This is a genomic window from Aliifodinibius sp. S!AR15-10, from assembly GCF_031569985.1.
Classification (GTDB): Bacteria; Bacteroidota; Rhodothermia; order Balneolales; family Balneolaceae; genus JAMQKA01.
On the sequence record NZ_JAMQKA010000032.1, the window covers coordinates 1 to 13869 of the forward strand.

At 43.6% G+C, this 13869-nt stretch carries 13 protein-coding genes and 1 tRNA gene; 8 read left to right on the plus strand and 6 right to left on the minus strand.

Annotation, left to right across the window (positions count from 1 at the left end; genetic code table 11):
- Positions 1-41 precede the first annotated feature (41 nt).
- Positions 42-1340: a TRAP transporter large permease subunit gene (locus NC796_RS17665; RefSeq protein WP_310686313.1), complete on the plus strand. Its 1299-nt coding sequence runs from the start codon at positions 42-44 to the stop codon at positions 1338-1340.
- A 680-nt stretch (positions 1341-2020) separates the two neighbouring features.
- On the opposite strand, the gene NC796_RS17670 is transcribed toward NC796_RS17665, so the two are convergent.
- The 3 genes from NC796_RS17670 to NC796_RS17680 form a co-directional block, all read right to left on the minus strand.
- On the minus strand, positions 2021-2851 hold the full coding sequence (locus NC796_RS17670; RefSeq protein WP_310686315.1) for a hypothetical protein: 831 nt from the start codon (positions 2849-2851) through the stop codon (positions 2021-2023).
- The gene (locus NC796_RS17675; RefSeq protein ID WP_310686317.1) at positions 2844-4010 is read right to left on the minus strand and encodes an integrase; all 1167 of its coding nucleotides are present in this window, start codon (positions 4008-4010) and stop codon (positions 2844-2846) included. The genes NC796_RS17670 and NC796_RS17675 overlap by 8 nt, the downstream gene beginning before the upstream one ends.
- Positions 4011-4193: 183 nt before the next feature.
- Positions 4194-4267 (minus strand) — tRNA-Arg (locus NC796_RS17680).
- A 278-nt stretch (positions 4268-4545) separates the two neighbouring features.
- Between NC796_RS17680 and NC796_RS17685 the strand changes: the two genes are divergently transcribed.
- On the plus strand, positions 4546-5388 hold the full coding sequence (locus tag NC796_RS17685) for a dienelactone hydrolase family protein (protein ID WP_310686319.1): 843 nt from the start codon (positions 4546-4548) through the stop codon (positions 5386-5388).
- A 44-nt stretch (positions 5389-5432) separates the two neighbouring features.
- Positions 5433-6104: an FAD-binding oxidoreductase gene (locus NC796_RS17690; protein ID WP_310686321.1), complete on the plus strand. Its 672-nt coding sequence runs from the start codon at positions 5433-5435 to the stop codon at positions 6102-6104.
- A 42-nt stretch (positions 6105-6146) separates the two neighbouring features.
- Here the strand turns inward: NC796_RS17690 and NC796_RS17695 are convergent, their stop codons facing one another.
- The gene (locus NC796_RS17695; RefSeq protein ID WP_310686323.1) at positions 6147-6743 is read right to left on the minus strand and encodes a nitroreductase family protein; all 597 of its coding nucleotides are present in this window, start codon (positions 6741-6743) and stop codon (positions 6147-6149) included.
- 243 nt (positions 6744-6986) lie between these two features.
- Between NC796_RS17695 and NC796_RS17700 the strand changes: the two genes are divergently transcribed.
- Positions 6987-7367, plus strand: coding sequence for a hypothetical protein (locus tag NC796_RS17700; RefSeq protein ID WP_310686325.1), 381 nt, complete (start codon positions 6987-6989; stop codon positions 7365-7367).
- Between the two features lie 650 nt (positions 7368-8017).
- On the opposite strand, the gene queA is transcribed toward NC796_RS17700, so the two are convergent.
- Entirely contained in the window at positions 8018-9019 is a 1002-nt protein-coding gene (queA, locus tag NC796_RS17705; RefSeq protein ID WP_310686327.1) for a tRNA preQ1(34) S-adenosylmethionine ribosyltransferase-isomerase QueA, read from the minus strand.
- 97 nt (positions 9020-9116) lie between these two features.
- The gene (gene dinB, locus NC796_RS17710) at positions 9117-10205 is read right to left on the minus strand and encodes a DNA polymerase IV (protein ID WP_310686329.1); all 1089 of its coding nucleotides are present in this window, start codon (positions 10203-10205) and stop codon (positions 9117-9119) included.
- Positions 10206-10315: 110 nt separating this feature from the next.
- Here dinB and NC796_RS17715 point away from each other — a divergent pair, with 110 nt between their 5' ends.
- The 4 genes from NC796_RS17715 (at position 10316) to NC796_RS17730 (ending at position 13851) form a co-directional block, all read left to right on the plus strand.
- Positions 10316-10600: a hypothetical protein gene (locus NC796_RS17715; protein ID WP_310686331.1), complete on the plus strand. Its 285-nt coding sequence runs from the start codon at positions 10316-10318 to the stop codon at positions 10598-10600.
- Positions 10601-10987: 387 nt separating this feature from the next.
- Positions 10988-11749 carry a hypothetical protein gene (locus NC796_RS17720; RefSeq protein WP_310686332.1) on the plus strand — a complete coding sequence of 254 codons (762 nt, stop codon included), beginning with the start codon at positions 10988-10990 and terminating at the stop codon, positions 11747-11749.
- A 72-nt stretch (positions 11750-11821) separates the two neighbouring features.
- Positions 11822-12349: a 2'-5' RNA ligase family protein gene (locus tag NC796_RS17725; RefSeq protein ID WP_310686334.1), complete on the plus strand. Its 528-nt coding sequence runs from the start codon at positions 11822-11824 to the stop codon at positions 12347-12349.
- 98 nt (positions 12350-12447) lie between these two features.
- Positions 12448-13851: a Glu/Leu/Phe/Val dehydrogenase gene (locus NC796_RS17730; RefSeq protein ID WP_310686336.1), complete on the plus strand. Its 1404-nt coding sequence runs from the start codon at positions 12448-12450 to the stop codon at positions 13849-13851.
- Positions 13852-13869 lie beyond the last annotated feature (18 nt).

Here is a 13869-nt window from a genome sequence, read left to right on the forward strand (position 1 = left end):
ATCAGACACCCGCCGAAATTAAAGAAAACCAATAGGGACACATGGAACTTTACGAAATTCTGGTACTTGTTTTAAGCTTCGTCATATTGCTGGGCATCGGGGTGCCCGTGGCATGGACACTGGGGGTTTCCGGCGTCCTAACCATCCTGTTGAGCATTGACACAATCACAGCCTTCACCACGATGGCCCAACGCTTTGTCACCAGCCTCGACAGTTTTACCCTGCTTGCCATACCCTTTTTCATACTGGCTGGTCAGCTGATGAACCAGGGTGGCATTGCCACCCGGCTTATTAATTTTGCCAAAAATGTGGTGGGGGCACTTCCCGGTGGACTTGCCCACATAAACGTCGTAGCAGCTATGCTGTTCGGTGCCATTGCCGGCTCTTCGGTTGCTGCAGCATCTGCTATCGGTAGTATTTTGGGTCCCCGTATGGAGGCGGAAGGATACTCGAAAGAGTTTGGAGCTGCTATAAATATTACCTCTTCTACGACTGGGCTTATTATCCCGCCCTCCAACACACTCATTGTATATTCACTGGCCAGTGGCGGAACCTCCATTGCGGCTCTTTTTATTGCGGGATATCTTCCGGGAATCCTGATTGGGCTTTCGCTCATGGCTGTCGCGGCAGTCTGGACGCTGTACAAGGATTTTCCAGTCGGAGAGCGCGGCACATTTAAAGAGCTAATCAAATCGTTCTTCGTTGCATTCCCAAGTCTTTTCCTGCTGGTGGTCATCATTGGTGGTATTGTTGTCGGCATTTTTACTGCAACTGAAGCGGCGGCTATCGCTGTAGTTTATACGCTCGTACTTGGCTACTTTTATAATGAAATTTCTTTCGGCGATCTGCCCGATATTCTAATGAATGCGGTCAAAACCACAGCTATAGTCATGCTTTTAATTGCCACCTCGGTGAGCATGTCTTGGGTAATGTCCTTCGAAAGTATTCCACAGGCAATCAGCGATGGGCTGTTATCACTCAGCGAGAGCAAGGTGGTTATCTTGCTGCTTATCAACCTCATCCTGCTGTTCGTGGGTATGTTTATGGACATGACGCCGGCCGTATTGATATTCACCCCGATCTTTCTGCCTATTGTGACTGAACTGGGTATGGACCCGATTCACTTTGGCATTATGATGGTACTGAATCTCTGCATCGGTATTTGTACACCGCCTGTAGGTACACTTCTATTCGTTGGCGTGAGTATAGCCGATACAACGATACCGAAGGTCATCAAGCCTTTGTTACCATTATTTGCGGCTATGCTTATTGCCCTGTTGCTTGTCACATTCTGGCCGGCACTTAGCATGTGGCTGCCACAACTGTTTGGTCTTGCGTAAGCTGAATTTTCTTTAGTCTGGTTTTAAAATTTTATTGTAGCATTGGACAAAGCTTGGAATTTAGTTTTCATCCATTTTAAAATTTTTAACGGAGTAGAAAAATGAAATACTTTCCCAGTATTCCTACGCGTTGTTACAAATGGTGTTACATGAAGCTTTAAAATACGGCTTTATGAAGCCTACGATTTGATTTCGCTATGATTACGGATCAGTAAAGTTGAGGGTTGAACTTGCTACATTTTGGTAGACACCCAGTTAAGCCATAGATTGTCGCTGCAATTTATGACAAGAAACAATTATGAGTAAATAAGAACCTACAGCAAAGAATTTAAACTGGACGTAATCCAGCAAAGTTACCAACCAGCGGGATAATCTCAGCGAGTTGGCCGATGAGTTAGGCATCAAGGTTGGTCTTATCTATGCTTGGGCGATCGGTGTACAAAAACCAATCCCCGCAAAGTTTCCCGGGCAAAGGGATTCCCAGTCTTGCCAAATAAATAGATTGCTAGTTCACGAAACAACTCGTGTGGCCAGATATTCTTAACCATGGACTCGCTCCGTTTTTCTCTACCACTCTATCTAATTTATGGATACCCACTCTCCCTCGATAACCGGAGATTCAAAACGTAAATGGCTCTCTTATTATGGGATTTAATTTCATTTAAATTCTGGTTGATTTGCTATACTTTTTTAAGTGTGGTCTTAATACGATGCCTTAAAATAGACTTGTAAGCTTCTGGATTGACTAAGTAAATAGGAGCATTTAAAACCTCATATTTGTTTGCCGCTTCGCGTACAAGTTCATCGACTGGTTGTTGGGCTTTTACTTGGTTGATATCTCCTGTTGAACTGTCGATAAGAAAATCCTGAATCAATTCGTCAAGGTTCCCAACCAATGATTTATAAGTGTACTTTCCATGAAGACCAATCCTGATATTCAGAAAGGAAATAGCATCCTCCAGGCATGCAAATTGACCAATAATTCGCAGTTTCCCCTCCAGTCGATTCATAATATCCTTCGAACAGTCGGGAATTCGTGCTCTCCGGCAGGTCCAGGGGTGATCTTTCATTTTAAGAACTTCTTCCCCATACGTATTAGATAGGCTCTCTATCAGTTGGGAATAATGAGGATTGGTCTTTGTTCCCTCAGAGAAGTACACATCCAATGTTTTTTTGTGATTTATCTTCCCTTCGGCAAATTCTAACATTGCTTTCCCAAGATAAATAAGATGATCCTGATAAAGCGTTCTTAAGGCTTCAACAAAATCCGGTCGAAAAGTCTCGGCCGTTCGTCCTGAAAAGTTTTTCAGACAAATTTGCAGCTGCTTTCGGTATTGTTGGGTTTCCTTTAAGAATTCAATCGCTGTGATACTTGGTGCCAAGCATCTACTCGCCTCAGACTCAAAACCATGATTTAGGCGCAGTTTCGAAAAGTAATCAGCTGTGATCTTGAGTAGTAAATCTCTCTTGGGAATAGTATGGGTTGGAACTAGTGGGGCTATCTTAGGCACTTTTATCTTTGATTAATCCATTTTTGTTTGCGGTGGCCAGTAAGTCTTTAGCAACAAGGTGTACATAACGGTTGGTTACCTCCAGGCTTTTATGACCCAGCATATTTTTGACTTCTATGACATTAAATCCATTTCGAAGCAAAAAGGTAGCACAGGAATGCCGCAGGCCATGGAAGTTGATCGTATCTTTTAAATCAGCTTCTTCGGTTGCATAGAACTTAAAGCGTTTCGAAACATTATCGCCCGTCATAGGGATTTCAAGCTTTGAGTTTGATTTGGGACTAGGAAATACGAGCCCTTTTTTCGGATTGCCCATCAACTTCCTCCATGCTTTTAGTCGCCAGTATAACGGGTCAAATATAGGAACTGTCCGTTCCTGGCCATTCTTGGTATCAGTAACTCTAAGAAACTGTTCTTTCAGATGTACGTGCTCCCATCGAAGTTGAACAATCTCTTTTCTTCTCAACCCCGTATAGAATGCAAGGGTGATCAGGGGCTTGAACCATAGTTGCATCTGATCTGTGGATTGTATTGCTCTGGCTTTCTTATGCTTTAGCTGGTAATCTCGGAACTTCTTGAAAATTATATTCAGATCTTTTTCCTCAATAATTTTGTCCACCAAATTATCTCTTGTCTTCGGCAAGTTTATTTTGTCACAGGGATTGGACTCAATGAATTCTTTTTCCACAACCCAGTTGAAGAATGCTTTCAGGTGCTTCAAGTAATTCTTCTTTGATGCGTTGGCTAACTTATCACGAAGACAAAAATTCCTGATATCATCAGCTGTAATCCTGGTAACCGGCATGGTATGCCCGACCTGATCCATGAATTGCCGAATGATATATTTGTAAGTCCTTTTGGTCTTTTCGGTTACATTCGTTTTCTCTTTCAGGAACTGTTTCTGGAGGCTATTCATAATAGGGCTTAACACAGATGTTCCTTCGAGATCCTGCATCTTTTCATATTCTTGCAGATTCCAGTTGTCGTCGAAGGGGTTAATCTCTCCAGCTTGATAGAGCTTCTCGTATTCTATCCTCTTTTGTTCGGCGATCTTTTTGTATCGCGTCCCAAGTGAATACGCTTTCTGAATTAGTTTGCCATCAACCCGAGTTGCAAAAACGATAGAGTAGTAGTTGTTACGCTTTCGAAGACTGGCCATATGCTCTCACATAAGTAGTTAAGGTTGGAGAGTAATGTAACATCATATGTAACATCAGTCCAGTAAAAAATGTATGATTTGGGAAAAGTTTTCACTCGGATGGGAGGCTTCTAGGTGGTATATATCAACAAAAAACCCCGCCTATCGTTAAATAAGTGGGGTTTTTGAAGTGTTTTAGAGGAGTACGCCCGGAAGGATTCGAACCCTCAGCCTTCTGATCCGAAGTCAGACGCTCTATCCAGTTGAGCTACGGGCGCAAAAAAGTACTACTCATTTCAGAAAGAGTCGAAAGGTAAGGAATAATTACCTTTTGTTCATTTAAAAAAATAAGATCTAATTTCATGGGTCTATAAAATGAATTTAGAAAATAAGCCGCTTACCTTAACAGTCGGTTTTACCTATTCAAATATGTATTGGCACAATACCATACTATTTTTCTAAAAACAGATTAACTCCACAATCTGTAAAAATGATGCAACTTTTTTGCTGTAAATGTTATTACAATAGGTCTAACCACAAACTAATCAAAGGAGTTATGAAACAGTTAGGGAAGCTATTGTTTGGTGCTAGCCTTGTAATGTTATTAGCAGGATGCAGCTCTGATAAGAAGGATTATTTAGACCGAATGGCAGAAGAGCATGATGGAGATGTTCCCGTTGAGAATGCGGCTTCGGAAATAAGTCTGTCAAGTGCAGTAACAGGTGAAGAGGTGACCTATGCTACTGTGAATGGAGAGGATATTACCGGATATCTAACTAAGCCTGAAGGCATGGACCAAAATCGGCCGGGACTTATTGTTATCCACGAGTGGTGGGGTCTTAATGACAACATTCGTATGATGACTGACAAGCTGGCTGGTGAGGGGTATACCGCCCTCGCAGTGGACTTGTACAATGGGAGAGTCGCTGAAACGCCGGAAAATGCAGGTAAATATGCAGGCTCCGTAAACAGTGAAGAGGCGATTGACAATTTAAAACAGGCCTATAACTATCTTGCCGAGCAACAGGGTGCAGCCAACATCGGAACTATCGGGTGGTGCTTTGGCGGTGGATGGTCACTCCAAACCGCCCTGGCACTCCCCCAACAGGTTGATGCCACCGTTATATACTATGGGCGACTTATTATCGAGAACGAACAGCTTAAAAAGCTGCAGATGCCTATTCTTGGCATTTTTGGGGCTGAAGATAGCGGTATACCACCAGAGCAAGTTAAAAAGTTTGAAGCGGCCCTGAATGAGGTGGGCGTAACTAATTCCATTCACATTTATGACGGGGCCGGCCACGCATTTGCAAATCCTTCTGGAAACCGGTATCAGAAAGAAGCGGCTGGAGATGCGTGGACTAAAACAACGGCGTTCTTTGAGAAGCATTTAAAATAAAAGAGTAAAGTTAAACCTAAATAAGTAAATCAGGCAGATAAGTTATGTCGTACACTGTTGAGATCCAGAGTATCAAAAATGTAACCCATGATGTTAAGCAGTTTACTTGTCAAAAGCCTGAAGGGTTTACATTTGAGCCCGGGCAGGCGACCGAAGTATCGGTTAACAAGGAGGGCTGGAAAGATGAAAAACGCCCCTTCACCTTTACTTCCTTAAATGATGATCCGCACCTGCAGTTTACGATCAAAATTTATGATGATCACGATGGGGTGACCAAGCAGATCGGCAAGCTGTCCGAAGGGGATGAATTTATCATTGATGACCCGTGGGGCACCATCCAGTACAAGGGGCCGGGAGTTTTTCTTGCCGGTGGCGCCGGTGTGACTCCGTTCATCGCCATTTTTAGGGACCTCTACAAAAAAGGAGAAGTCAATGGAAATAAGTTGATTTTTTCCAATAAGACCGACAGAGACATTATCCTTGAAGATGAGTTCGAAGAAATACTTGGTGACAACTTTGTCAATGTGATTACAGATGAACCAACCGATGAGTATGTCTATCTCGATGGTTTCATTGATAAGGCATATCTTGAACAGCAGATCGACGATTTCGATCAACCGTTTTATGTATGCGGGCCAATGGCGTTTAATGAAGCTATGATGGATTACCTTAAAGAATTAGGGGCAAGCCCGGATGCCCTGATTTTCGAGGAGTAGCAGAAAAAGTGTGCGACGCACTTTTGAAATGTGCCAACACGTTTAACCATCCTGTCCGATAGGTTCACGGTTTTCCCAGTCGCCCTGGAAAACGAATTCATCTATCTCTTTTCGTTTGCGACTGGATGGCGGATCAGCGTCGCCGAGGTATCCCAGCGCAATCCCCGTGAACGGTTCATAGCCCTCGGGAATACTGAATGTCTCCCGTGCTTTGTCAAGGTCAATACCTGCCATCTGGTGCAGATAGAGGTCATGATTGGTAGCTTCAAATGTAAGATGTGCAACGGCTTGCCCCAGGTCATGTTTGGCTGCCCTGTTTGTAGAACCGTTTCTTGAAAATTGGATTTTAACAATCGTGAGGATAAGGACAGGGGCTTCCTGTGCCCATCGTTGATTACCCGGCAAGAGCACGTCAAGCATCCTCTGGTATTTTTGCGGGTGTTCTTTGGTGGCAACGATAAAACGCCAGGGTTGTTCATTATAAGAGGATGGAGACCAGCGGGCAGCTTCAAATAATTGGCGCAACAGTTCACCATCAACAGCTTCATCAGAAAAAGAGCGCGGACTCCACCGCTGTTGAATTAAATCATGAACAGGGTATTCAACATCTGTATTGAGATTGGTTGTTTCAGTACTCATAAAGTTAAATGAAATTATGTCGTTCAAGTTTAAACAAGATAACGACTCGCTATTAATCAGCATTCCCAAAAGGAAAACAGAAGAGAGACTGGCAGAATCCTGGAAAGAATTTGAAAATGATTTGACACCATGGATCTAGAAAATATATCCCGTCTCCAGATTTGAAGCTTTGCCCAAGGATTGATATCCTGTTAGTTCGTGTTATAAAGACAGAAATCAGAATAAGAATGAAGATAAAATATAATGAAACTCGTAGATCCTTCAGGTAAGGAAGTAACTAGTAAGCAAAACGAGAATGCACAGGAGCTTGAAAAGCAGGTATCTAAAAAGGTAGAAACACTGTTGGAGCCGATTTTGAACAAGGTAAAACTTTCTGGTGCTCAGGTACCGCAGCAGCAGCTTGTACAGCTTAGCTCTATGGCGCACCAGATGCTCTTTAACCGAATGATATATAATTTGATTCAAAAGGTAGGCATCGAAAATATCGATGAGCTGCTTGGCGAAGATGATGTAGAAGAGTTGAAAACAGAACTGAGTAACCAGATTCAGATGGTGGATCAAGCTGAAATGCAGCAAAAAATGCAACAGCAACAACAGCAGCAAAAAGACAATCCTGAAAGCTAGCGGTCGTCGATCGTATTTGGTAAAAGGCCTGCATCCTTTGGATGTGGGCTTTTTTTATTAGGGAATTTATACAGATAGGGACGTGAAGAATTGAGCAGAAAAAAGGATGGACACTAAAAAAGACCGGAGTTCTTTCCGGCCTTTTTGAATCAACTGTTATTAAAATAGGGAGAATATGCTATGCAGATCAACTATAATTTTATTTATTAACTTATTATATAACTAATATATATCTATTCATAAACTAATGGAGAATTATTAGGTAGGTCGTGTAGATACGTGAAGGGGATAAAGTCCACTCCGTAACAAAGAGAGAAATTGATATTTGTTCAGGAATGTTATAAGCCAGCGCTTTCTTGTTAGTCGATAGCCATTCGGAAATTTAATTGAGCAGGATTAATTATAAGAAAGGAAAGTTGATGTCTCTATCGATATGAATGGAAGAAAAAAAGAAAAAGCCCGTTCATCTCGGGCCTTTTTGAATCAACTATTTTAAATATAAGGTGTTGAGGGTATTCGGATCAAGTTAATTTTTTGATAAGTATTTAATCTATAAGTAATGTATAACTAAGTTGTGATAAAAAGGAATTAAGGTGTGTTTTATATAGTATAGATAGACACGAGATTGATGCTAAATTTTGAGAGGTAGGTTATAAAATAAGCATTGCATCGCCGAAGGAGTAGAAGCGGTATTGCTCGTCAATGGCATGCTGGTATACGCGATGCATCTCTTCAAAGCCCATAAAAGCAGCCACCAGCATTAAAAGAGTACTTTTAGGTAGGTGGAAATTAGTGATCAGCGAATCGACGGCATTGAATTGATATCCCGGCCGAATAAAGATGTCTGTCTCTTTTGTTTCTGGTTTAAAATGTCTTGGTCTATCAGAATTTGATTCGAGCACCCGAATGCTGGTAGTGCCTATAGCGGTCAGGTGTGAAGATCGATTCAATTTTTGGGCAGTAGCATCATCTATCTCGTACCATTCGCTGTGCATCGTATGTTCATCAATATCTTTCGTTTTTACCGGTGCAAAAGTTCCAAGTCCAACGTGCAGGGTTACTTCTGCCCAGCCAATGTCTGAGTCCCCGATTTTTTGTACGAGATTATCCGTAAAATGGAGCCCTGCAGTTGGGGCCGCCTTGCTACCCAGGTCGCGAGCATACACCGTCTGGTATTCCTCAGATAGCTCCTCATTCTGTTTAATATATGGCGGGAACGGGGTGTACTTGTAGGTTTCGTAAATGGGATCTCTCAGGCTTGGTGACAGGCGGAGTGTGCGGATCCCCTCCTCGTCAATCGAAAGTACTTCTGCCGAAATTTGATCCGCCAGTTCAACAACCCCCCCTTCTCTGAATTTTTTTCCTGGCCGCACCATCGCGCGTACGGTTTCTGGATTCAAAGTTTCAAGAACAAATATCTCGCGAGTTCCGCCATCGAACAACAGGCGGCATTTTTCGACTTTGCTATTGTTTGCTACCAAGGTGGTTTCAGCCGGGAGGTAGTCCAGGATGTTATAAAAGTGATCGTCGGTTATTGTTTTTGAAGAGCGATCATAGACCAACAGCCGCGCGTGGTCTCGGGGAGAAGCGGGCTCCTGGGCTATCAGTTTTTCGGGAAGCTCGTAATCAAAATCGGAAAGGGAATAACTCATGTCTGGATATTCTGGCAACAGCTAAGAATGAATGATTGACGGTGGAATCTAAAAAATATTTTAAGCCGATGTGAAGCATTTTTGACCCGGCGTGGGGCTAATCAAAAGGGAGTTCAAGTTGTTCGTATATGCCTTCATCATTGAGATTCAAATTGGAAAGCGTGATCCCCAGCAATCGCACTTTTCGCTTGCCGGCCTGGGTTTGTTCCAGCAGTATTTTTGCTGCTTCGGCTATATCACTTCCCTCATCAATATAATGGTCAAATGAGGTGCTTCTTGTTATTGTCTCGAAGTCTGAATAGCGAACTTTGATCGTGATCGTTTTGCCGGCCACATTTTTTTGCTTTAAGCGTTCGGATATTTTTTCTGCCAACTCATCAAAAAAATTATTGATCCACTCGATATCGTCTACATCTTCAGAGAACGTTCGTTCTTTGCCCAGCGATTTACGGATCCGGTCGGTTTTCACCTGCCGGTTGTCTACCCCGCGAACAATACGGTAGTAAAATCGCCCGGTCTTACCGAAATGCTCTACAAGATCTATTTTCGACCATTTTTTTAGATCCGCACCTGTTTTAATACCCAGAGAATGCATCTTTTTCTCTGTGGCATCCCCAATACCGTAGAATTCCCCGATATTGAGTTGCTCTAAAAAATCGGGGGCTTTCTCGGGCGTGATTACCGCAAGTCCGTCGGGTTTGTCGAGATCGGATGCGACCTTCGCCAAAAACTTATTATAAGATACACCCGCCGATGCGTTCAGGTTTACCTGATGTTTAATGAGCTCACGTATTTTTTGAGCAATCAGGGTGGCAGAGGGGATATCCTGGTGGTTTTCAGTGACGTCCAAGAAGGCTTCGTCCAGCGAAAGGGGTTCCACAAGGTCGGTAAACTGGAAAAAGATTTCACGAACCTGGCTTGAGACTTTGCGGTATACTTCAAATCGGGGCTTCACAAAAATGGCGTGGGGACAGAGTCGCACAGCTTTGGCGGCGGGCATGGCCGAATGAACGCCATATTTTCGAACTTCATAACTGGCAGCGGCTACCACTCCGCGTCCTTCCGGCGATCCACCCACAATGACGGGCTTGCCACGATACTCCGGGAAGTCACGCTGCTCAACAGATGCATAAAAAGCATCCATGTCGATATGTATGATTTTCCGTGTTTTTTCTGGTTTCGGCATAGACAATAAATTATTATACCGGAATTTAACAGTTATGCTTCGAATTTTAAGCATGTTCCCTATATTTACAGGCACAAAATTTCAACAAAGTTTATTGGAGGTTATCTCAGATGGAACAGGTAAGTGGAGAAATAGTTTTTTGGCTTCTGGCACTCGGGGCACTGACCGGATGGCTATCACAGTTAGTTATGGGGAAAGATGGATTTGGTTTAGTTCCTAACTTGATTGGCGGCGCGTTTGGCAGTTTGGTAACGGGCCTGCTGGCACTTTCACTTAATCTCCCGGGTACCCTCCTGTTTGGCTTTCTTGGATGTATGTCGATCTTATTCCTGGCGAATGTTTTTAGTGTCGGTTCCGCGCACGAGACAGGCATGAAAGTCAGCAAACAAGAGTAGGTGTTAAATATTTTTTAACTCCTATCTTAAATAGACGTTCGATTCCTGAATCGAATTTGATGGAATAAGGCCTATTTTTTAGGAGAATTGCCTCGTCGGCAAAATATTTTTCCTAATTTTGCATTAGTGAAAAAAATATTAGGACTTTTCCTGAAATTTTGTACTTTATGTGTAGGGATTGTGATGGGATGATAACAAAAAAGGCCTCGTTTTAGCGTCGAGGCCTTTTTTATCCCACCTGCCATTCTTCATTTGTTTCCCTTTTTTTGCCCTCTATCCAATTTTTTAGACTTATTTCCAGTCTTTATGTTCCTGGTGCAACTTTCAAAAGCGTAAATCCGTGCAAAAGAACTAATGAAATAAGATGAAAAATAGATTTTGCACGCTATGTCTACCGTGGGCTCTGACCGATCATCGTTAAAACAACTGCGTGAGCTGGACGCACAATTTGACGCACAGCTTGCCGAGTATTCATCCCCGAAGAAAAATCCCAAGCCTGCAAAAAAAGGCAAAAAACCGTTTTTACTTTACAGGTGGATTGCAAAATTACTGGTTGCCATTGGACTGTTGCTACTTCCCTTTTTCCTGTTAATTAGAGTCTCGCTATTTACGTATTCCTCATATGGATTGAATGGCTGGTTGGCACTCGGCTCTGGCGTGCTGGCTACAATCACGCTCTTGGTTTTTTATGGATCATATTTATCATTTCGGTTTAGTGGTAAGGCCCGGATGAGGAAATTTTTATTCCAGTCGACGGCTGTTATGGTTTTGTCTTACTGTTGCTATGCCTTGTTATACCTTTCTAGCATGAATGTTAAAAACGAGCAGGAACGCGCACATTACCGGTCGCTGCACCCAATCCTGAGAGTAACTGTTGCTACTGCAACGCTGGCGGATTCTGATCTTGTCATAACTGATATGCACCGAACGCCGGAGGAGTATCTCAAAATGGGTTTAACACCGCGCCAGCAGTCATTGCACTACCACCAGCCGACGGGTTATGTGCATGCAGTAGACTTGCGAACAAGGGGACGGGCGGAATGGAAAAACTGGTTGACCGCTCATCTGCTGAACATGCTGGGTTATCAAACGCTGCGTCATGTGGGTACGGCCGACCATTTGCACGTGCCTCTGCCGTTGAATGATTGATCAAACTAATGTAGCTTGCACACGGATATTTCAGGTTCTACCTAAGAATGTTGAATCAAAAAATGCTTACATATGAGTCAAAAGAAGACCTACTCATTGTGGCTTCGTCCATTTGGTGACGTTGCATACAGTTTGAAGGAGCGAATCAAAAAGCTAAGCGAAAAGAATAAAACTCCTGTTTTTGATCCTCATGTTACCCTGCTTGGGGGACTGCAACTCGGAGAGACAGAGCTGATACAACTGACCGATACGCTGGCGAGGTCGCTGCATCCTTTTGAGGTATTGCTCACACGGGCGGGATACACGGATACCTATTACCAGTCACTCTTTGTCCATGCCGAAGAAAATAAAGGCATCATAAATGCGAGAAAAACGGCAGAAAAGCTATTCAATATCTCCTCAGAAGAGGAGTATGTGCCCCACTTAAGTCTGCTCTATGGCGATCTGTCCAGGAAGGAAAAAGAGCGCATCCTCAATGTGATGGGACGTGAATTCCATATCCGGTTTGAGGTGCACAATGTGCTATTGATGAATACTACCGGGAAGCCCGCAGAGTGGAAAAAAATTCACTCCTCGGAGTTTAAGAAGCCAGATGAATGAGATGGTACTAATTGCTGTTGGACAGCATGTGATGCGTTGGCTAGCAAATGAGAATTTATTAAATAGACCCAGACGTACCCTAAAATCATTAGTTATTTATGTCAGACTATCAATTTTTTGCCCAGGTAAATAAAGCATTTGACAAGGCCGCTCAGCACTCTCGTTTTGATAAAGGCCTGTTGCATCAAATAAAAATTTGTAACACCGTTTATCACGTCACGTTTCCCCTTCGCAGGGATGACGGCAGCATTGAGGTGATCCAGGGTTGGCGTGTAGAACACAGTCACCATAAGTTACCGACCAAAGGGGGGATTCGATTTAGTACCACGGTAAATGAGGATGAAACGATGGCCCTGGCCGCCTTGATGACCTACAAGTGTGCAGTGGTCGATGTTCCGTTTGGTGGAGCAAAAGGCGGTATCAAGATCGATAAAAACAACTTTTCGGATGCTGAAATAGAGCGTATTACACGCCGCTATACCTTTGAGCTTATCAAAAAGGATTTTATTGGCCCCGGTTCCGATGTGCCAGCTCCCGATTACGGGACGGGCGCCAGAGAAATGGGCTGGATCCTGGATACGTACCGGCAGCTCTCAAACGATATAAACAGCGAGGGGTGCGTGACCGGAAAGCCTATTCCCCAGGGCGGAATCCGTGGGCGTACGGAAGCCACCGGTCGCGGAGTATTTTTTGGCGTGCGCGAGGCGTGCAAAAACAAAGACGATATGAAGGAGCTTGGCCTGGAGCCGAGCATTGAAGGTAAAACTTTTGTTGTGCAGGGACTGGGTAACGTCGGATACCACTCAGCAAAGTATATGAGCGAAGCCGGGGCTAAACTAGTAGGAGTAGCCGAAATTGAAGGTTCTATTTATGATCCCAACGGTATAGACCTGGAGAAGTTGGTGGAATACCGAAAAGAGACCGGTTCAATTATAGGCTTCGAGAGTACCAAGGAGCTGGAAAATAACAAGGCGGTCATGGAGGCCGAATGCGATATCCTGATACCTGCTGCTCTGGAGAATCAGATAAATGCAGATAATGCATCTAATGTGAAAGCCAAAATTATTGCCGAAGCGGCCAACGGTCCCACCACTTCAGAAGCCCATGAAATTATGAAAAGCCGGGGCGCTCTGATTATCCCGGACAACTATCTGAATGCGGGTGGAGTGACAGTATCCTACTTCGAATGGCTTAAAAACCTGTCTCACGTGCGCTTCGGGCGGCTAGAAAAAAGAGCCGAAGAGACCAGCTATCGAAAAATTCTTAGTGTAGTTGAGAATATCTCGGACCGAACATTTACGGAAGAGGAGATGCAGTCGCTGGCCCATGGAGCGGGGGAATACGAGCTGGTGGATTCCGGCTTGGAAGAGACGATGGTTAATGCATATAACGAAATTAATGAGCTCCGTAAAAAGCATAATATCGATCTTCGAACAGCCGCATTCCTGAATGCCATTGAAAAGGTTGGCATTATGTACGAACAGATGGGCATTTTCCCATAAAAAAGAAGCCCCGACTTT